The following is a 20576-nucleotide window of genomic DNA, read 5'->3' as shown; positions in this document are numbered from 1 at the left end:
ACTAATTTGGATTTCTGCCTCTTTTCCCGACAGGATTGCAAGTATAGAACGGCCACCAAGTGTAGATTTTCAACAAAAGGGTGGGATCATGGAACAGATCGGTCACTGGATTAACGGCGCGCATGTCGCGGGCACATCGGGCCGCACAGCGGATGTCTTTAACCCCGCAACAGGGGAAGTGCAGGCGCAGGTGGCATTGGCCTCGCAGGAAGAAATGGATCGCGCGATCGCCTCCGCCGCAGAGGCGCAAATTGCATGGGGCGCCACAAACCCACAACGCCGCGCGCGCGTGATGATGGAATTGGTGCGCCTTCTTAACCGCGATATGGACAAACTGGCCGAGGCCATCAGCCGCGAACATGGCAAGACCTTCCCAGATGCGAAAGGCGATGTTCAGCGCGGGCTGGAGGTGATCGAATTTTGCATCGGCGCACCGCATCTGCTGAAGGGTGAATTCACAGATGCCGCAGGCCCTGGCATTGACATGTATTCCATGCGCCAACCTTTGGGCGTTGTTGCAGGGATTACGCCGTTCAATTTTCCAGCGATGATCCCTTTGTGGAAATTGGGCCCTGCCTTGGCATCGGGCAACGCGATGATCCTCAAGCCTTCGGAACGTGATCCGTCCTGCCCGATGATGTTGGGTGCGCTTTTGAAAGAGGCGGGTTTGCCTGATGGCGTGTTCCAAGTGATCAATGGCGATAAGGGTGCTGTGGATGCCATCTTGGACAGCGAGATCATTCAGGCCGTTGGCTTTGTTGGGTCGACCCCAATTGCGCAGTATATCTATAGCCGCGCGGCCGAAACAGGCAAACGCTGCCAATGCTTTGGCGGGGCGAAAAACCATATGATCATCATGCCCGATGCCGATATGGATCAGGCCGCTGACGCCTTGGTCGGCGCGGGCTATGGGGCGGCAGGCGAACGCTGCATGGCGATTTCCGTGGCCGTGCCAGTGGGTGACGAAACCGCAGATCGGTTGATCGAAAAACTTGTCCCTCGGATCGAGGCCTTGAAGGTCGGCCCTTATACCGCAGGCAATGATGTCGATTTCGGGCCAGTTGTTACCAAAGCCGCCAAGGAAAACATCCTGCGCCTTGTGCAAACAGGCGTGGATCAGGGCGCGGAATTGGTTGTCGATGGCCGCGATTTCAATCTGCAAGGCTATGAAAACGGGTTCTTTGTGGGCGCGCATCTCTTTGACCGCGTCACCCCTGACATGGATATCTATAAGACCGAGATTTTCGGCCCCGTTCTGTCGACTGTGCGCGCCGCTTCTTACGAAGAGGCCTTGGGTCTTGCGATGGATCACGAATATGGCAATGGCACCGCGATCTTTACCCGTGACGGCGATGCAGCGCGCGATTTTGCGTCCCGCGTGAATATCGGGATGGTTGGCATCAACGTGCCAATCCCTGTTCCCTTGGCCTATCACACCTTTGGCGGTTGGAAGCGGTCAGGCTTTGGCGATTTGAACCAGCACGGGCCAGATTCCTTCCGTTTCTACACCCGCACCAAAACCGTGACCTCGCGTTGGCCAAGCGGGATCAAGGAAGGGGCTGCGTTTAACTTCAAGGCAATGGATTGATCCTGCCGCGAAAATCACCAAACTTAAGACAAGCCCCCGCGCAGACCTTGCGCGGGGGTTCGCTGTGACACTAGGGAGGGGGCCATGAGCGAGACAGAGTTTCTCAACATCCGAAAAGACGGGCGCGCAGGTCGTATCACGCTGACGCGGCCACAGGCCCTGAATGCGCTATCGCAATCCATGTGCGCGGAAATTGCCGCAACGATTGACGCATGGGCCACGGATGAGACAGTCGAGATTGTGATCCTAGATGCAACGGGCGAGCGGGCCTTTTGTGCAGGCGGGGATATTGCCGAAATTTACGAGGCGGGTCGCGCGGGCGATATGGAGATTGGCGCACGCTACTGGGCCGATGAATATCGCATGAACGCAAAGCTATTCCACTTCCCCCGCCCTGTGATCAGCTTCATGCAAGGCTATACGATGGGCGGCGGCGTTGGGTTGGGCTGTCACGCCTCGCATCGTATCGTGGGCGACAGCAGCATTCTTGCCATGCCCGAGGTTGGAATCGGCCTTGTGCCAGATGTCGGCGGCACTTTGATCTTGAGCCGCGCCCAAGGTCGCTTGGGCGAATATCTGGGCGTCACGGGCGCGCGGATGACAGGGGCCGATGCGATTTACGCAGGCTTTGCGGATTATTATATTCCTGAGGCGGATTGGCCCACATTGATTACCCAGCTTTGCGAAAGCGCGAATTATGATTTGGTAGATCAGGCCGCCGCAGGCCACAGCTCCCCTGTGGCCCCGCTTGCCGCCCTGCAAGCCGAGATTGACCACCATTTTGGTGGCGAAACCCTACGCGATATTCTCAATGCGTTGGAATTCTCTGACAGCGATTTTGCAAAATCCACCTTAGCCGAGATGGGCAAGAAATCACCCCTGTCGATGGCCTGCACGGTGGAACTGGTGCATCGTACGCGCCTGCGCGACACAATCGAAAATGCGCTAGAGCAGGAATACCGCTTTACCTCGCGCGCGGTGGAAAAGGCCGATTTCCTAGAGGGTGTGCGCGCGCAGATCATCGACAAAGACCGCAACCCGAATTGGATGCATAGCAGCCCGCGCGATGTGCCGCCTGCGATGGTGGCATCGCTGCTCTTGCCATTGGGGCCACGGGCGCTGAAACTGGATTAAGCGAGAATAAGGGGCCAAATCATGCAGATCGCATTCATCGGATTGGGCAATATGGGTGCACCCATGGCGCTTAATTTGCAAAACGCAGGTCACAGGGTCACGGGGTTCGACACGGCTGCCGCACCTGACGGGATCGCCTGCGCCACATCGGCAGCGAAGGCCGCCCAAGGGGCTGAAGTGGTGATCACCATGCTGCCCAATGGCAGGATTGCGCGCGCCGTGGCGGATGAAGTTTTGGCCGTTCTGCCACAGGGCGCGCTGGTGATTGATTGCTCAACCATTGAGGTTGACGCGGCCCGCGCAATTGCCGAGGCCGCCGCCGCGAAAGGGATCGGATTTCTCGATGCGCCCGTCTCAGGGGGCGTTGGTGGGGCGGCGGCAGGCACGCTGACATTCATGGTCGGCGGGAATGAGGCGGATTTCACCCGCGCCGCGCCCCTGTTCGAAATCATGGGGCAAAAGGCCGTGCATTGCGGTGCAGCGGGAAATGGTCAGGCGGCAAAGATCTGCAACAATATGATCCTAGGGATCACTATGATTGGCACATGCGAGGCTTTTGCGCTGGCCGATAAGCTGGGTCTTGAGCGGCAGGCGATGTTTGATGTTGTCTCGACCTCATCGGGTGCCAGTTGGTCGATCAATGCCTATTGCCCTGCCCCCGGTGTTGGGCCGCAAAGCCCCGCTGATAACGGCTACAAGCCTGGATTTGCGGCGGAATTGATGCTGAAAGATCTGCGCCTGTCGCAGGATGCCGCAACGGCCGCGGATGCCGCCACCCCGCTTGGCGCATTGGCCGAGGCGATCTATACGCAATTTGTCGAAAACGAAGATGGGCGCGGCAAAGATTTCTCTGCCATGCTGCCACGCTTGGCCGCAATGGGCAGAAAAAGCACCTAATTTACAAAAATATTTCCCCGCCCTCTTGTGGCGGGGTTTTTTCTGCCCATATGTGTTAATGTAATTAACATTAACATTATGGCGCGGCTGCGCAGCAAAGGAGAAACGCATATGCAAAGCCAAACACTTATGCCCCCTGCCCCTGTTCAAGGTTGGTTCTCGCGGGCCGAGGCGTTTTTGGATCAACGTGGCAAACCCGCATGGATTGCCGCGATGGTTCTGGGGTTCATCCTATTTTGGCCCGTAGGTCTGGCCCTTCTATTTTATATGATCTGGAGAAAAGACATGTTCAAAACCTGCAAAAAATCGCGCCATGCTCACATGGGTGGCAGCACAGGCAACAGCGCCTTTGACGCCTATAAGGCCGATACGCTTAAGCGCCTTGAGGAGGAGCAGCGCGCTTTTGAAGGGTTTCTTGGACGTCTGCGCGACGCCAAGGACAAAACCGAATTTGACGCCTTTATGAAAGAGCGTGATGCAAAAACAGGCGCCCCGGCCCCACAGGCCGAGTGATCCATAAATGCAACGCTTACCCCACCCTGCGCTTTTGGGTGGGGTATGGTTCTTCTCACCCTGCCCCGAAGCCATTAGGTTACACCCATCATGTCTCACCTGCCCGATCCTTACGCGCAAAGCGAATTTTATTCTTATGTCGCGCTCAAACGCTTTGGCGCTTGGGTGATTGATGTTCTGGTGATCACTGTGATCTTGCTGATTGCAGGGATTTTCACAGTGGGGCTTGCGTGGTTTTTCTGGCCCGTATTCTTTGTGGCGCTTTCTTTTGTCTATCGATGGTTTACCATTGCCAGCCAATCCGCCACATGGGGGATGCGGATCATGGCGATTGAATTGCGCAATGCAACGGGCGCGCGGCTCAATAGTTTCGAGGCGATGATGCATACGTTTTTGTTCATGCTCGCCTCTGGCTTTGTTCTGCCGCAAACGATTTCTGCCCTCATGATGATTTTGGGCCCGCGCAAACAGGGTCTGCACGATCTTTTCTTAGGCACAGTCGCCATAAATCGCCCGCAATAAGCGCGCAGTTTTCGCGGTATGGTTGCAATTTACTTGCCCATGCCCCTACATTGAGGCAGGCTATATTCAAATTTTCGCCGCTGAGGATCCATGCGCCACACTTTACCGATTGCACCGCAATTCTATGTGACTGCACCTCAAACCTGCCCTTACCTTCCAAATCGGCGGGAAAGAAAGCTTTTTACCGCATTACAGGGCGATCATGCGACTGAACTGAACGATAGCCTATCGAAGCAAGGCTTTCGCCGCTCGCAAAATGTGCTCTATCGCCCCGCTTGCGCTGATTGCACCGCCTGTCTCTCTGCGCGGATCAGGGTGGCGGATTTCGTACCAAGCAAAAGCCAAAAACGCACCAAAAAGCGCAATCTGGGGATGACCCGCAATGCCCGCGCCCCTTGGGCCACGGAAGAGCAATTCACCCTTTTCCGCCGCTATCTAGATGCGCGCCACGCCGATGGCGGCATGGCCGACATGGATGTGTTCGAATTTGCCGCGATGATTGAAGAAACACCCGTGCGCTCGCGCGTGGTGGAATATCGCGATGCGGGCAAGGATGCGGGATTAGCGGCGGTCTGCCTGACCGATATTCTCGATGACGGTCTCAGCCTTGTCTATTCCTTCTTTGATCCTGATTTGGATCACAGATCACTTGGCACGCATGTGATCTTGGATCATATCGATCTCGCACGCGAGGCAGGGCTGCCCTATGTCTATCTCGGCTATTGGGTGCCGGGGTCGGATAAAATGGCCTATAAGGCGCGGTTCTCAGCCCTGGAAATATATGTTTATGGCGCGTGGCAGGATATCGGAAATCCTGATGAATATTCCAACCAGACGCACCCTTTGTCGGTTGATCCGATTGCGCAACAGGTGGCGCAGATTTCCTTGCCAGACTTGATGGCCCCGCAGACAGCGAAATCTTCGCAAGACACGCCCTGAGGCCAACCCGTTTCACATCAGTATAAGCACCAAACGCAAACGGCCCCCCAAATTGGGGGGCCGCGCTTTTTCATGCACCCTGTCCTCTGCCCTTAATTGTTGGGCAGAAGGTCAGGCACGATGGTCACGATGTCAGGGAACAGCCACAACAGGCCCAGTCCCACAACTTGGATCAACACGAAGGGGATCACGCCGCGATAGATGTTGCGTGTCGTCACGCTGGCAGGGGCAACCCCGCGCAGATAGAACAACGCAAATCCAAAGGGCGGTGTCAGGAACGAGGTCTGCAGGTTCACCGCGATCATGATGGTCACCCATTTCGGATCCAATGTGCCGCCATAAATAACAGGCCCCACGATTGGGATCACGATGTAGATGATCTCGAGGAAGTCGAGAACAAAGCCCAAGACAAACAAGATCAGCATCACCAAGAGGAACACGACCATCTCATTGTCGAAAGCGCGCAGGAATTGTTGAATGTAATGCTCGCCCCCGAAGGAGATCAGAACAAGGTTCAACAACTGCGACCCGATGAGAATGGTGAACACCATCGAGGTCACTTTTGCCGTTTCCCGCACCACAGGCGTCAGAACGCTGCGGCGATAGAGAACATAGCAGCTGTAAAGCAGCCCGCCGAAGGCGAAGTGATAGGCAAATTGCGCGATGAAATAAGCAATCCAATCTTGCAACGGCACCTCAGAGCGGCTGATGCGCAGATCGAAATTGACACCCACCAAGATCAGGATGACCAGCGCGAAAGACGCCCAGATCACGATCTTTGATTTCTTGTCTTCTTCGCTCAGCTTACGATGCGCGGCGAGCATGATCGCCCCTGCCGCACCCAAAGCCGCCGCAGGTGTCGGGTTGGAAATACCGCCAAGGATAGATCCCAAAACCGCAACGATCAGAACGAGGGGCGGGAACACCACGCGCAACAGATCATTTTGCGACATCCGCATCATTGCAATCCGACAGCCATAAATGGTGAGGGCAAACGGAAGGGCGAGGTAGATCCACGCTGCACCCGAACTGGTCGCGGGCGTGATGAACAACATATCCACCGCAAAGGCCAAGGCCACGCCGATCCCACCGATCAGCAACGGACGCGCGTTTTCATTTGGCGCAACACCGCGTGCCGTGGTCAGGATCAGTGCCAAGAGGATAAAGATTGTCGCCACGCCAGACCCGATCGGTGCCGCATTGGCAACCGCCGCCTCGCGAGCTGCAGCCATTTCCTCTTCGGACAATTCGCGGGTTTCACCTGTTGCACCTGATGCTGCAATCTCGGCCGTCTCAACCACGGCTTGATCCCATGCCTCTTGGCCATGCAGCTCAATCATCGCCGCTTGGCAGGTTTCGCTCACATTCGTGCGCAGGCTGGCGGAACGGCTGTTGTTTTCCATGTTGGAAACAAAGATCGACTGGCTGCCAATCACACCGCTACTTGCCCCAAGAACCGCCGCAAAGATAAGGGCGGCAGGCGCGGCCAAGAACCATGTCAGCGCCTCATTGCGGGTGATCGGGGTCGCATTGGTCGAGCCCATCTGAACCGCAGGCGCCTTGCTTGGATTGAACAAGGCAAAGCCGAAGGCATAAGCAGCATAAAGGAACGCCAAGAAGATACCTGGCAAAATCGCGGCTTGGAACAAGGTGCCCACAGAAAGAACCGCAGGCTCGCCCAGATAGGTCAACGCATCGGTGCAACCCGCCACTTGGGCACGGGTTTCTTGGCCCGTAGCATAGAGGTCACCCACCAATGTGCCCAGAAGAACAATCACGATAGAGGGCGGGATAATCTGGCCCAAAGTGCCAGAGGCCGCAATCACACCCGTTGCCAGTTCGGGCGAGTAGTTGTTGCGCAACATTGTTGGCAAAGCCAAGAGGCCCATGGTCACCACAGTCGCCCCAACGATCCCCGTGGAGGCCGCAAGGAACGCACCCACAATCACGATGGACACCGCCAAGCCACCGGGCAGCGGGCCAAAGACGCGCGCCATGGTGGTCAGCAGGTCATCGGCGATCTTTGAACGCTCCAGCGTGATCCCCATCAAAACGAACATCAAAACGGCCAAAAGCGTTTCGATGGACTGACCCGCGATCACACGCTCGTTCATGCGGTTCACGATAAAGGAGATGTTGCGATCCATCGCCATTTCCCACCCGCCGGGGAAGAGATGTTCCTCAATCCGCGGCAATTCGGGGTATCGGAACACCGATATGGTTTCGCGGGCAATCCCGCTTTCGACCAAGGCGTGATACTGGTCAGAGGCCGTATCAATCGCTTGGTGGATCAATAACCCCGCCGAGTCGAGCGCAGCAATAATCGCAAAGGAGATGATCCCCGCCCCGCCAATAGCAAAGGCAACGGGGAAGCCTGTCATGATCCCGCCAAACAGCGTCAGGAACACGATAATCAGACCGATCTCAATTCCATCCAATCCAAAAATCATTTTCTTTTCTTTCCTTCAGGCACGTCTAGGCGTGGATCTTAATGGCCCGCAGCATGCAGGGCTTCAGTCTCTGCATCTTGCGGGTCAAGGTCACGATACTTGTCTGCGCTTTCTTCACCCTCGACATATTCGAGGAAGGCGCGCCAAAACACCGCCAGCGCATGGACGAAAACCATGACGCAGAAGATGACCAACAAGACCTTGAAGATGAAATAGGCGTTAAACCCGTTGGGGCTAAAGCCGATGGTTTCCACGTTCCACCGCAACACACGCGCTTGCATGATCATACGATCCAACTCGCTTGAGGCGGAGGGGTTTGGCACCACAAGGTGACGCCACATGAAGAACCATGCGTAAAGGTAGGTCAGAACGGTTGTGGGCAGCATAAAGAACAGCGCCCCGCCCATGTCGACAATGCGCCTTGCGCGGTGTTTCATGCCAGAATAAAACAGGTCAACGCGCACATGCCCGCCCTGCACGAATGTGTAAGACACGCAAAGGCAGACGATCATAGCGTTATAAAGCTTTAGTTCCTCAGCCCACCAAGACAGGTCTTGCGCAAAACTGATCCCAAGCGGGCCAAGCTGAATATCTGGCACGCGGAAAATTCTTTGCAGGAAGACGATCATCACCTGCTGCAGCACCATGATTAAGCCAACCCATGCAACTGTGCGACCCACGCCATTGGCGAATGCCTCAAGCGCGCGCACCATCGCCCATAGGATTTGGCGTTTCCAAACCGCACCGATGACGGTGATGATCAAGAAGGCGGTGAAGACGACAAAGAAGAACTCCACCGATGCACCATAGTAGATGAACCGCACGAGGGACTCGTTATTGCTCCAATCCAACCATGACCCAGGGTTCATGAGCGCGACTGCCAGATTGTAAGGGGCCATCGCGATATTGGTGAAGACCCAGACAATGAAATCAATCATGTGACTATCCTTGCAGAAGCGGGCGTTGCATCAACGGAATTTGCAGCACCGCAGCACGCAGAAATCTGCACGCGCTTGGCGCTGGATCTGTCCCGCTATGAGAGGCAGCTTCGGGGAGATGTAAGAAAAACTCCTCCCCCGCTTGCACGGGAGAGGAGCCGAAGTTCAGACGATTAGCCTGCGTTCACACGGTTACGCTGGCGCATATATTCGCCATCACCGATGTCATACCAGCCGACCGATTCCTGCATCGCAGCGAAGTAGCTTTCTGCGATCTGTGCATAGATCGGATCGCCCATGTTCTCTTCGCGCACTTCTGCGGAAGCACGGCCGAACGCATCCCAAACATCATCAGGGAACTGACGTGTCTGGATGCCGCCTGCGCGCAGACGCTCAAGCGCCGCACCGTTTTCCTGCAGCGTCATCGCCAAGGATTTGGAGTTTGCTGCCGCACATGCCGCGTCAACGATTTGCTTCTGTGCATTGGTGAAGCTTTCGTAAACATCGAGGTTGAACGACAAGGTCAATGCAGAACCTGGCTCGTGGAAGCCTGCGGTGTAGTAGATCGAGGTTGCTTCCTGGAAGCCCATGCGCTCATCCGCGAAGGGGCCGATCCATTCCGCACCGTCAATCTGACCAGAAGCAAGCGCCTGATAGATTTCGCCGCCAGGAATGTTCTGAACGGATGCACCCAAGCGGCCAAGAACCTGACCACCCTGACCGGGCATACGGAAGCGCAGACCCTGAAGGTCATCAGCCGAGTTGATTTCTTTGTTGAACCAACCACCTGGCTGCATCGCTGTGTTGCCGCAAGTGAAGGATTTCAGGTTAAAGAGACCTGCAAGCTCGTTGTGCAGCTCGTGGCCACCACGGTTGTAATACCAGTTGGCGAATTCCTGACCAGTCATACCGAAAGGCACGGCGGTGAAGAATGCAAAGCCAGGGTGCTGGTTCAAGAAGTAGTAATCAGCCGAGTGATACATATCAGCCTGACCAGAGGACACGGCGTCAAACACTTCGAACGCGCCAACAAGGTTGCCTGCAGGCATCTTGTTGATGGTCAGCTGACCATCGGTCATAGCAGTGATGTAGTCTGCCGCCATCTGTGCCGCGTCATCAAAGATCGCGAAACCATCAGGAACCGAAGTTACCAATGTCAGCGTACGATTGCCCTGAGCGTAAAGTGGTGCGGCCAAAGTCGAAGCTGCGGCTGCTGTCCCCCCAAGGGCAGACGTTCTCAAGAAAGAACGACGATCCATAGTATTCCTCCCATTCGGACACTGCCGCATTGGTGCGACAGTTTTTCGTTTCAAGGTTCTGCCACGCTACAGCAACAAAATTGCGCCGCAAACCAATTTCCGCGCTCGAAGCCCCGATTTTGTAAAATTTTTTTACCAAAAGAGCCATTTTCCCTAAAATATATCGCAAATTCTGACCTAATTTTAGAAGAGGTGAATGGATTTTACGCAAGCGATCAACTTAAGGTTACAATTGAACGCTGCGCACTCGCCATGATCTGCGCCCGCGCTCCGAATCTTTTCAAACGCAAGGGCACCTACAGTTTCCCCGATCTTGCCCCTCCCAAAGCGCATAGTCCTATCGGAAAGCAAAAGCGGCCATCATCCCCAAGTTCGGATGGTCGAATTCAGAAAACCATCCAATCGGGCTATTCTGGGATATAAAATTGCGCATTTTCGCCGCCAAAAGACAGTTTATTTAATTTCTACCCTGCAAACGCTGTTGACCTCCCCCCCGCGGATACCTAATGTCGCCCCAATTATAGGAGATTGGGATGCTAGATTTGGTGGTCGTAAATGTGGGAGTGACAGTGCGCATGGGTCGGTGACGATAGCCATAAAAACCCCCATGCGCCCTCGGATATCACCGAGGGCTTTTTTATTCGCAACACCCCATAAAACACCGCCCCGTATAGCGGCCAAAGTGTAAAACGAAGGACAAACACAGATGACTCGTCAGATGACCGGTGCAAAGATGGTGGTCGAAGCCTTGATCGAACAAGGCGTTGATACGGTGTTCGGGTATCCAGGTGGCGCCGTTCTGCCCATCTATGACGAGATCTTTCAACAAAATCACATTCGCCACATTCTTGTGCGTCATGAGCAAGGGGCGGTGCATGCCGCCGAAGGCTATGCCCGCGCCACGGGCAAACCGGGTGTTGTGTTGGTCACCTCTGGCCCCGGGGCAACCAATGCTGTGACAGGGTTGGTGGATGCGTTGATGGATTCGATCCCAATCGTGGTTCTGACGGGTCAGGTTCCAACCTTCATGATTGGGTCAGACGCATTCCAAGAGGCCGATACAGTTGGCATCACCCGCCCCTGCACCAAGATGAACTGGTTGGTCAAAGACACAGATCACCTGTCATCCACCATTCACGAGGCGTTTCACATCGCCACAAAAGGCCGCCCAGGCCCCGTTTTGATCGACATTCCAAAAGATGTGCAATTCGCAACAGGCACCTATGTCGAAAAGCCCCGCGCGAAGGTTGATCACTATACCCCGCGCGTCAAAGGCGACACCGCGATGATCACCGCCTTGGTCGAGGCCATGGAACAGGCGGAGCGTCCGATTTTTTACACAGGCGGCGGCGTGATCAATTCTGGCCCCGCGGCGAGCAAGCTGCTGCGTGAACTGGTCGAGGCGACTGGATTTCCTATCACGTCAACCTTGATGGGGCTTGGCGCCTATCCCGCATCAGGCGAGAAATGGTTGGGGATGCTGGGTATGCATGGCCTTTACGAGGCCAACCTTGCCATGCATGGCTGCGATTTGATGATCAATATTGGCGCGCGGTTTGACGACCGCATCACAGGGCGCATCAACGCGTTTTCGCCAAACAGCCTCAAGGCGCATGTCGATATTGATCCCTCCTCGATTAACAAGGTGATCCATGCGGATTTCCCTATCATCGGGGATGTGTCCCATGTGTTGGAAGATATGCTGCGCATCTGGAAATCGCGCGGCAGCAAAACGAATTCCGCAGCGGTCAAGAAATGGTGGGGCCAGATCGAAGAATGGCGCGCCGTGAAATGCCTCAGCTATAAAAATTCGACCAAGACAATCAAACCGCAATATGCGCTTGAGCGGCTTGAGGCGCTGACGAAAGGCATGGATCGCTACATCACAACTGAGGTCGGCCAACACCAGATGTGGGCCGCGCAATATTTGGGTTTTGAAGACCCCAATCGTTGGATGACCTCTGGCGGCCTTGGCACAATGGGCTATGGCACACCCGCCTCAATCGGGGTGCAGGTCGCCCATCCTGACGCCTTAGTAATCAATGTGGCGGGCGAGGCATCATGGCTGATGAACATGCAGGAAATGGGCACGGCCGTGCAATACCGCCTGCCCGTCAAGCAATTCATCCTCAACAACGAACGTCTTGGCATGGTGCGCCAATGGCAGGAATTGCTGCATGGCGAACGCTACAGCCATTCATGGTCAGAGGCCCTGCCCGATTTCGTGAAACTGGCCGAAGCGTTCGGGTGCAAGGGTATCCTGTGCGATAATCCTGATGATCTGGATGAGGCGATTAAAGAAATGCTCGCCTATGACGGGCCTGTGATTTTCGACTGTTTGGTTGAGAAGCATGAAAATTGCTTCCCAATGATCCCATCGGGCAAGGCACATAATGAAATGTTGTTGGGCGAGGCTGAAACCCAAGGCGTGATTGACGCCAAGGGCAGCGTCTTGGTCTAAGGAAAGGGTGTAATCATGTCTCCGCTCAATATCGAAAAAGGCTCTAGCAGCCATTCGGCCTATGATCTGCGCAGCCATATGTCTGACGCGATTGAAACCCACACGCTTGCGGTTTTGGTGCAAAACGAAGCGGGCGTTCTGGCCCGTGTCATCGGGCTGTTTTCGGGCCGTGGTTATAATATCGAAAGCCTGACTGTGGCTGAGGTTGATCATGCAGGCCATCGGTCACGCATCACGATTGTGACCTCAGGCACGCCGCAGGTGATCAACCAAATCAAAATGCAGCTTGAGCGTATGGTGCCCGTCCATGAGGTGCATGACCTCACCGTGGAAGGCGCGATGGTCAGCCGTGAATTGGCCTTGTTCAAGGTCAAAGGCAAGGGTGAGCATCGTGTCGAAGCCTTGCGCATTGCCGAGATTTTCCGCGCCAATGTGGTGGACAGCACTTTGGAAAGTTTCGTCTTTGAAATCACAGGCACGCCCGAGAAAATTGACGCCTTTGCCGATCTCATGCGCCCCTTGGGCCTGTTAGAGGTTGCCCGCACAGGCGTTGCTGCAATTGCGCGCGGTGCGTAACCGCATAGGTCGCTTCCCATAGTCTCAAAGGTCGCGTTTTGATAAGATCAGTGCGGCCTTAGCCTTCAAAAAAGATCATCCCCATCTGGGGCGCATCTTTTCTTGGGGGGAAAGACCTATGCCTGATGATTTGATCAAGCACGATCTCGACAGCGTTCTTGCGCCAATTTCGCGCGCCAATGGCCTGCCGAATGCGCATTACACCGACCCCGCAACAATCGCTCGTGAAAACCGCGCGGCGCTTGAGCATCAATGGGCCGCTTTGGCCGTTGGGGCCGATGTGCCTGAAAATGGCGATGCAAAACCGATTGAATTTTTGGGCCAACCCCTGCTGCTTTTGCGTGATGACACAGGGGCGGTGCGGGTCTTTTTCAACATCTGCCGTCACCGCGGTATGATTTTGGTCGATGCGCCGCGCAAAATCGAAGGCGCGATCCGCTGCCCCTATCATTCATGGTGCTATGCCAAGGATGGCCGCCTTGTGGCCACGCCCCATGTGGGCGGGCCAGGCCAAAACCAACATGAAGGGATTGAGCGGGCGACCTTGGGCCTCAAAGAGGTGCGCAGCCATATCTGGCGAGATGTGGTATTTATCAACCTTTCGGGCGATGCGCCCGATTTTGAAACCCAACACCAAGCCGCCCTCACCCGTTGGGCTGAATTTGAAAAGCCGCTTTATCATGGCGGCGAAGACAGCCGCTTTACCTTGGATGTGAATACGAATTGGAAACTCGCAGTCGAGAATTATTGCGAGAGCTATCACTTGCCATGGGTGCATCCGGGCCTGAACAGCTATTCACGCCTCGAAGATCACTATCACATTGAAGAAGAACAAAAATTCTCGGGCCAAGGCACGCTTGTCTATCGCCAGCTCAAGGATGAGAAAGGTCAAAGCTTCCCTGATTTTGACGGGCTGTCGCAGGCATGGGACACCGCCGCCGAATATATCGCGCTTTATCCCAATGTCTTGCTGGGCGTGCATCGCGATCATGCCTTTGCGATCATTCTAGAGCCTGTCGCCCATAACCGCACGCGCGAACATGTGCATCTCTACTATGCCACCCCAAAGACCGATCCTGCCTTGCGCGCGAAAAACGCCAAGCTGTGGAAGGATGTCTTTATCGAAGATATTTTTGTGGTGGAGGGGATGCAAAAAGGGCGTGCTGCCGCAGGGTTTGATGGGGGCCGCTTTGCCCCCGCGATGGACGGGCCGACACATATGTTCCACCAATGGGTGGCGCAGCGGTTGCGCGACACGGAAAGCGGATTGTGAGCGCCCCAAAATCCGCGCTTGATGCCGCACTTCTTGCGGCCCATGCGGCAGGCGATAAAGAACGCATTGCGCAGATATATGCGAAGGCCGCCGATGATATGGATGCGGCCTCTGCCGCGTTTTATTTGACCCATGCTTATGTGTTTGCCCTAGATGCAGGGCTGCCCGAGGCCGAAACCTATCGGCGTGCCTTGGTCGAATTGGGGGCCGAGCCGACCGGCTAGGCGCTCACCCACCCCCCAAAATACGGCGCACATAATTTTGTGTCTCTTGAAAGGGCGGCACACCGCCATGGGTGTTCACGGCTTGTGGCCCTGCATTATAGGCCGCCAAGGCCAAACGCCATGAGCGGAAATTGCGATATTGCATCGCCAAATAGCGCGCACCCCCTTCTAGGTTTTGCGCAGGATCATGCGGGTTTACCCCCAAGAGATCAGCCGTATCTGGCATCAATTGTGCCAAACCAATCGCCCCCGCGTGGCTGATGGCGCGCGGGTTCCAGTTCGATTCAACCGCAACAAGGCGTAGGAACAAATCCTCAGGCACGCCATGACGGCGCGCTGCATTGCGGGCAAGATCAAGATAGGCCTGAGGGGCCTGCCCCGAAAAGCGCGGGATCGCCGCGCCAAGGGCCGCATCGTAATCAGGGCGCAAGCGTTCTGAATTGGAATATTGGCTTGAGGCGCGGCTGTCCAAAACCCGTGCCGCTGAACGGAAACGATCAAGGCTATTGCCATAGGCCATAGAGATTTGCCCAAATATTAGGACAAATCCCACAGAAATCAGGCTGACTTTCTGCACCTTCACGGCCCATTCACCTCATAAACCTGTGTTGTTTTAGCCTGTATCCCCTACAGCGCCAAGCGCTTGTGCGCCGCCTGCAAATGAAATTCGGGTTTCATTAACCAATTTACGATGGTCTAAACATATCTCAAAGGCGCAGATTCGCGGCCACGACTATGGGAGAGGTGACATGGCAGGTTCGGTTAATAAGGTAATTCTGGTCGGGAATTTGGGGCGCGACCCTGAGGTGCGCAGCTTTCAGAATGGCGGCAAAGTGTGCAATTTGCGCATCGCGACATCTGAAAACTGGAAAGATCGCAACACAGGCGAGCGGCGCGAGCGCACAGAATGGCACTCGGTGGCGATTTTCTCAGAACCTTTGGCCCGCATTGCAGAACAATATCTGCGCAAAGGGTCAAAGGTCTATATCGAAGGCCAGTTGGAAACCCGCAAATGGCAGGATCAAAATGGGCAGGATCGTTACACGACCGAGGTGGTCTTGCGTCCCTATCGTGGCGAGTTGACCTTGCTTGATGGTCGCAATGACCAATCGGGTGGTGGTGGCAGCTATGGCGATAGCGGCGGCTATGGCGGCGGAGATGACCGCATCAGCGGCGGCGGTTTCCCAGATGATCGCGGAATGGATCGCGGTGGTGCGGGCCAATCCATGCCAAGCGATATGGATGACGAAATCCCCTTCTAAGTTGCTTGCCCCCCCTGCCCCAAGCGCGTAAATCCTCATCACAAATTTGGTAAATGCCACCCGCGCGGGTTGCGCGTGGTGGCTTTTGTCAGGCACAAGATCGGCACAGCGCAACAAAGCGAGATACGCATATGAGCAAATCGGCCCGAAAATCCCTGTCCAAGATTTTTGTCTGGGCAATCCTTGGCCTGCTATTTGTGGCCCTAGCAGGCTTTGGGATCGGGTCGTTCTCAGGCGGCGCCTCGCGGATGGGATCGGTCGGCGATATTGAGATCAGCGCCGAAGATTATGCCCGCGCCCTAGATCAAGAATTGCGTGCCCGCAGCGGGGAGACGGGGGAAAATGTGACCCTGTCGATGCTGATTGCCAACGGCATAGATGCACAGGTGCGTCAGGGCCTTTTTGCGCGCGCGGCCCTTGATAATGAGGCGGCGATGATGACGCTCTCCATCGGGGATGAGGAGATCGCCAACCAGATTTTGCAAATCCCCGCTTTCCAAGGTGCAGATGGCACGTTCGACCGCCAAGCCTATGAGTTTTTTCTTAGCCAACGTGGTTTGAGTGCCGGCGAATTTGAGGAAGAAATTCGTGCGGATATCGCCCGCTCCATCCTGCAATCTGCGATTTTGGGGCGCGTGCCTGCGCCTGCGGCATTGGTTGATCCTTTGGTGGCCTATCAACAAGAATCCCGTGGCTTTTCTTATCTGCCTTTGACCGCCGCCGATTTGGACGCCCCCGTGCCTGCCCCTACGGAAGAGCAGATCATAACCCATTACGAGGCGTTCCCAGATCGCTTTACCTTGCCCGAGGCCCGCGAGATCACCTATATCTGGATCACGCCCAACATCATCATGGATGATATCCCCGTCAGCGACAGCACGCTGCAAAGCCTCTATCAGGAACGCATTGAGGAATACCGCCAACCCGAGCGCCGCTTGGTGGAGCGTTTGGTCTACCCCACCGAAGCCGAGGCCGAAGCCGCTTGGGCGCGCCTCAATGACGGCAGCGCAGATTTTGAAACCCTTGTGAGCGAACGTGGGCTGTTGTTGGAAGACACCGATATGGGGGATGTTACCCGCGATGATCTCTCTGCCACCGAGGCAGAGGCCGTTTTCGCCGCAAGCGATGCGGAATTCGTGGGCCCCGTTGCCTCGCCCTTTGGCCCTGCAATTTTCCGCATCAATGCCGTGTTGGATGCGACAGAAATCCCGTTCGAAGAGGTGCAGGACGACCTGCGCAGCGAAGTCACGGCGGATGCCGCGCGCCGCGCCATTTCTGACCTGCGCGAAGGGTTTGACGACCTCCTCGCCTCAGGCGCCACCCTTGAGGAGGTCGCGGATGAGACGCAAATGGTGCTTGGCACGATCCGCTATGATGGCAGCCAAGAGGATGGCATTGCCGCCTACGAAGCTTTCCGCGCGGTTGCAGACACGATTGAAGATGGGGATTTCCCCGAAATTCTCGATCTCTCCGATGGCGGGGTATTCGCCCTGCGGCTTGACCAAATCGTGTTGCCAACCCTGCCGCCTCTTGACGATGTGCGCGCGGATGTCATCGCGGATTGGACAATCTATGCGACCCAAGACGCGCTCTTGGCCCGCGCCGAAGAAATCCGCGCCGATATCGCGGCCTCGGGTCGGCGCCTTGAGCGGTTTGGCGGCTTGATGCGCGAGACAGATGTGCGGCGCAATGACTTTATCGCGGATACGCCTGACGCGCTGGTGCAAACAGTGTTTGGCCTGTCCCGCACGGGCGAGATTGCGGTTGTCGGCGGTGAGGCACAGGCCTTGGTCGTGCGCCTTGATGCGATCAACCCTGCCGATCGCGCCGACCCTGATACGGATCTTTTGGCCAATATCCTGACCCAACAAATCAGCCAGTCCCTGACGGCCGATTTATTCGAAGATTTCGGACGCCAGATGCAATCGGCGGTCGGCCTTACCTTTAACCAATCCGTGGTCAACCAAGTCCACGCATCCTTCCCATAAGGCACGGATCATGGCGCTAATCACCCGTTTTGACAGCTTCGCCGAAGGTTGGGCGCAAGGCAAAAACCAGATTGTCTATGCCCGTTTGGCTGCTGATTTGGATACGCCTGTTTCGCTGATGCTGAAACTTGCCAATGCGGGCCAAGACAGTTTCATGCTTGAATCTGTCACGGGCGGGGAATTGCGCGGCCGCTATTCAATCGTGGGCATGGCCCCCGATGTGATCTGGGAATGTCACGGCACCCAGGCGCGGATCAACCGCCACGCTGCCCAAGATCGGGATCATTTTGTTGAGTGCGACAGCGCGCCCCTCACCTCACTGCGCGCGCTTTTGTCCGAAAGTCAAATTGATCTGCCCGCCGATATGCCACAGGCCGCAGCGGGTCTATTCGGCTATTTGGGCTATGATATGATCCGTTTGGTGGAGCATTTGCCCGATGTGAACCCAGACCCGCTTGGCCTGCCTGATGCCGTGATGATGCGCCCATCTTTGGTTGCCGTGCTAGATGGGGTTAAGGGCGATGTAACCTTGGTGTCGCCTGCGTTCTTCTCGGCGGATATTTCGGCGGAAACCGCCTATGCGGCGGCCTGCGCGCGGGTGCAAGAGGCGCTCGACAAGCTCGAACAGGCCCCTGCCATTGCGCAACGCCATTTGGGGGCGGATGCAGACACGTCTGGCGTTGAGCCCATTTCCAATTTCACTAAAGAGGGCTATTTCGCCGCCGTGGACAAGGCCAAGGCCTATATTCGAGCGGGCGATATTTTTCAGGTTGTCCCCTCGCAGCGCTGGACGCAGGATTTCTCGCATCCGCCCTTCGCCCTCTATCGCGCGTTGCGGCGCACGAACCCTTCGCCCTATATGTTCTTCTTCAATTTCGGGCCTTATCAGGTCGTTGGCGCAAGCCCAGAGATTTTGGTGCAGGTCAAAGGCAGCCAAGTCACCATTCGCCCGATTGCAGGCACACGCCCCCGCGGTGCAACGCCCGAAGAAGATCGCGCGCTTGAGGCGGATTTGCTGAGCGATAAAAAAGAATTGGCCGAACATCTTATGCTGCTGGATTTGGGCCGCAACGATGTGGGTCGTGTCGCCAAAATAGGCACAGTGCGTCCAACCGAAGAATTCATTGTCGAACGCTACAGCCATGTGATGCATATCGTGTCGAATGTTGTGGGCGAATTGTCGGATGAGCATGACGCGCTTTCCGCCCTTTTGGCGGGTCTGCCCGCAGGCACAGTCTCGGGCGCGCCGAAATTGCGCGCCATGCAGATTATTGACGAGCTTGAGCCAGAAAAGCGCGGCGTTTATGGGGGCGGTGTCGGGTATTTCAGCGCGGGCGGCGATATGGATATTTGTATCGCCTTGCGCACGGCTGTTTTAAAAGATGCACAGCTTTACATCCAAGCGGGCGGTGGCGTTGTCTATGACAGTGACCCCGAGGCGGAATTCATGGAAACCGTGAACAAATCGCGCGCCTTGCGCAAAGCTGCGGCAGAGGCCGCGCAATTCGCGGGCCAATCCCAAAGCAAAGATTAGACCGAACGCCTAGCGCGCGAGGGTCTGTTGCAAGATCGCTGAGACGGGCGCGACCGCATAGCTTGCGTTCACCGCCGCCTGCCCTGCCCCCCAAGACAAAAGCGCCGCCAAGGTTTCGGGATAGCTGCGGCCCAAAACAATCGCGCTGCCTGTTTGCTGTGCCTCAAAAGCCGCACGATCCAAAAGCCGCAACATGACGGGCGCAGATTGCCCCTCGTCATCCAAAACGCGGTAAAGACGCGCGGCGGGAACGCCATCGCGGGTGGCGGCCTGCTCAAGACCGCCAAGACCGAAGGCGCCTGCAATCAGCCCATGGCCCGTTTCCCCCATCCGCGCCAGAACCTGACCTTGGAGGGAAATATCCCCGCGCAATGTTCCATCTGCGCTGTCAAGCAAGGCCACAGTTTGCGGCAGGCGGTCGAGCGCGGCCTCGAATGCCGCAAGATCGGCAAACCGCGCCTCTATGACCGCCTCAATCCCTGCCGCACGATATCGCGCCAGTTGCGCCTCTGCATCCATGCGCGTGGGATCAATCACGATGCTCACAGGCACAGTTAGGCTTTCCAGGGTGCTATCGGTCAGCGGAAATTCGGGATCATCATAAAGCAAGATTGAGAAAAGCGGCACAGATTGCGGTGCAGAAAACGGCGTTGCGTAGGCCACAACCGAAGGCAGATCTTCGGGCTCTGGCATGGGTGCCGAGGCCGAAACGGGGGGCATCGCGGCTTGTGCAACAGGGGCATCTGGCGTGATTGTTGGCAAAATCACGCGTTCTGGCTCGGGTTCTGGCTGCGGTTCTGGCTCAGGTGCGGCGGCAGGGGCAGGATCTGGGGAGGGGGCGACCACGGGATCAGGGCGTGCGGCCTCTTGGGCCTGCTCCACCACCCCGCTCGTGTCTTGCCCTAAGAAATAGGATGTGCCCAATAATCCCGTCACAGAGATCACCGTGCCGATCACGGCACCGACCAAAAACCCCTTTAGCATCCGACTTTACCCTCTCTTGTGCCAATCAATCTGC

Annotated in this window: 18 protein-coding genes; 13 read left to right on the top strand and 5 right to left on the bottom strand. The window is 56.1% G+C overall.

Going from position 1 to position 20576, the window contains the following annotated elements:
• The first annotated feature begins 88 nt into the window (after nt 1-88).
• The 6 genes from RYZ18_RS00855 to RYZ18_RS00830 all read left to right on the top strand — a co-directional run bounded on the left by RYZ18_RS00855 (nt 89) and on the right by RYZ18_RS00830 (nt 5593).
• Nucleotides 89-1588: a CoA-acylating methylmalonate-semialdehyde dehydrogenase gene (locus RYZ18_RS00855; RefSeq protein ID WP_317654461.1), complete on the top strand. Its 1500-nt coding sequence runs from the start codon at nt 89-91 to the stop codon at nt 1586-1588.
• Nucleotides 1589-1672: 84 nt separating this feature from the next.
• Complete coding sequence (locus tag RYZ18_RS00850) at nt 1673-2722, top strand: enoyl-CoA hydratase/isomerase family protein (RefSeq protein ID WP_317654460.1); 1050 nt, start codon at nt 1673-1675, stop codon at nt 2720-2722.
• Nucleotides 2723-2743: 21 nt separating this feature from the next.
• Complete coding sequence (gene mmsB, locus RYZ18_RS00845) at nt 2744-3619, top strand: 3-hydroxyisobutyrate dehydrogenase (RefSeq protein WP_317654459.1); 876 nt, start codon at nt 2744-2746, stop codon at nt 3617-3619.
• Between the two features lie 111 nt (nt 3620-3730).
• A complete protein-coding gene (locus RYZ18_RS00840; protein ID WP_317654457.1) occupies nt 3731-4132 on the top strand; it encodes a DUF2852 domain-containing protein in 402 nt (133 codons plus the stop codon).
• Between the two features lie 90 nt (nt 4133-4222).
• Nucleotides 4223-4654 (top strand): RDD family protein, encoded by a 432-nt coding sequence (locus tag RYZ18_RS00835; RefSeq protein ID WP_317654456.1) that lies wholly within the window; start codon nt 4223-4225, stop codon nt 4652-4654.
• A 90-nt stretch (nt 4655-4744) separates the two neighbouring features.
• On the top strand, nt 4745-5593 hold the full coding sequence (locus RYZ18_RS00830; protein WP_317654455.1) for an arginyltransferase: 849 nt from the start codon (nt 4745-4747) through the stop codon (nt 5591-5593).
• Nucleotides 5594-5685: 92 nt separating this feature from the next.
• Here the strand turns inward: RYZ18_RS00830 and RYZ18_RS00825 are convergent, their stop codons facing one another.
• From RYZ18_RS00825 to RYZ18_RS00815, 3 genes are all read right to left on the bottom strand, one after another.
• Nucleotides 5686-8043, bottom strand: a complete 2358-nt coding sequence (locus tag RYZ18_RS00825) for a TRAP transporter large permease subunit (protein ID WP_317654453.1) — start codon at nt 8041-8043, stop codon at nt 5686-5688.
• Between the two features lie 38 nt (nt 8044-8081).
• The gene (locus RYZ18_RS00820) at nt 8082-8981 is read right to left on the bottom strand and encodes a TRAP transporter small permease subunit (protein WP_317654452.1); all 900 of its coding nucleotides are present in this window, start codon (nt 8979-8981) and stop codon (nt 8082-8084) included.
• A gap of 173 nt (nt 8982-9154) precedes the next feature.
• On the bottom strand, nt 9155-10240 hold the full coding sequence (locus RYZ18_RS00815) for a TRAP transporter substrate-binding protein (RefSeq protein WP_317654449.1): 1086 nt from the start codon (nt 10238-10240) through the stop codon (nt 9155-9157).
• 706 nt (nt 10241-10946) lie between these two features.
• Between RYZ18_RS00815 and RYZ18_RS00810 the strand changes: the two genes are divergently transcribed.
• The 4 genes from RYZ18_RS00810 (at nt 10947) to RYZ18_RS00795 (ending at nt 14774) form a co-directional block, all read left to right on the top strand.
• Nucleotides 10947-12701: an acetolactate synthase 3 large subunit gene (locus RYZ18_RS00810; protein WP_317654447.1), complete on the top strand. Its 1755-nt coding sequence runs from the start codon at nt 10947-10949 to the stop codon at nt 12699-12701.
• A gap of 15 nt (nt 12702-12716) precedes the next feature.
• Nucleotides 12717-13277, top strand: coding sequence for an acetolactate synthase small subunit (ilvN, locus tag RYZ18_RS00805; protein WP_317654445.1), 561 nt, complete (start codon nt 12717-12719; stop codon nt 13275-13277).
• A 118-nt stretch (nt 13278-13395) separates the two neighbouring features.
• On the top strand, nt 13396-14550 hold the full coding sequence (locus tag RYZ18_RS00800) for an aromatic ring-hydroxylating oxygenase subunit alpha (protein ID WP_317654444.1): 1155 nt from the start codon (nt 13396-13398) through the stop codon (nt 14548-14550).
• Complete coding sequence (locus tag RYZ18_RS00795; RefSeq protein ID WP_317654443.1) at nt 14547-14774, top strand: hypothetical protein; 228 nt, start codon at nt 14547-14549, stop codon at nt 14772-14774. The genes RYZ18_RS00800 and RYZ18_RS00795 overlap by 4 nt, the downstream gene beginning before the upstream one ends.
• A gap of 4 nt (nt 14775-14778) precedes the next feature.
• On the opposite strand, the gene RYZ18_RS00790 is transcribed toward RYZ18_RS00795, so the two are convergent.
• Nucleotides 14779-15294 carry a lytic transglycosylase domain-containing protein gene (locus RYZ18_RS00790; RefSeq protein ID WP_317655778.1) on the bottom strand — a complete coding sequence of 172 codons (516 nt, stop codon included), beginning with the start codon at nt 15292-15294 and terminating at the stop codon, nt 14779-14781.
• Between the two features lie 229 nt (nt 15295-15523).
• On the opposite strand from RYZ18_RS00790, the gene ssb reads away from it, so the two are divergent.
• The 3 genes from ssb to trpE all read left to right on the top strand — a co-directional run bounded on the left by ssb (nt 15524) and on the right by trpE (nt 19558).
• Nucleotides 15524-16036, top strand: coding sequence for a single-stranded DNA-binding protein (gene ssb / locus RYZ18_RS00785; RefSeq protein WP_317654442.1), 513 nt, complete (start codon nt 15524-15526; stop codon nt 16034-16036).
• 131 nt (nt 16037-16167) lie between these two features.
• Nucleotides 16168-18024, top strand: coding sequence for a SurA N-terminal domain-containing protein (locus tag RYZ18_RS00780; protein ID WP_317654441.1), 1857 nt, complete (start codon nt 16168-16170; stop codon nt 18022-18024).
• Between the two features lie 10 nt (nt 18025-18034).
• Nucleotides 18035-19558: an anthranilate synthase component I gene (trpE, locus tag RYZ18_RS00775; RefSeq protein ID WP_317654440.1), complete on the top strand. Its 1524-nt coding sequence runs from the start codon at nt 18035-18037 to the stop codon at nt 19556-19558.
• Between the two features lie 9 nt (nt 19559-19567).
• Here the strand turns inward: trpE and RYZ18_RS00770 are convergent, their stop codons facing one another.
• Nucleotides 19568-20542, bottom strand: a complete 975-nt coding sequence (locus RYZ18_RS00770; protein WP_317654439.1) for a divergent polysaccharide deacetylase family protein — start codon at nt 20540-20542, stop codon at nt 19568-19570.
• Between the last annotated feature and the right edge of the window lie 34 nt (nt 20543-20576).

The sequence above is a fragment of the Roseovarius sp. 10 genome (assembly GCF_033100315.1).
Taxonomy (GTDB): domain Bacteria; phylum Pseudomonadota; class Alphaproteobacteria; order Rhodobacterales; family Rhodobacteraceae; genus M30B80.
The sequence above is the reverse complement of the archived record's forward strand: the minus strand, read 5'-3'. Positions and strand labels throughout refer to the sequence as shown.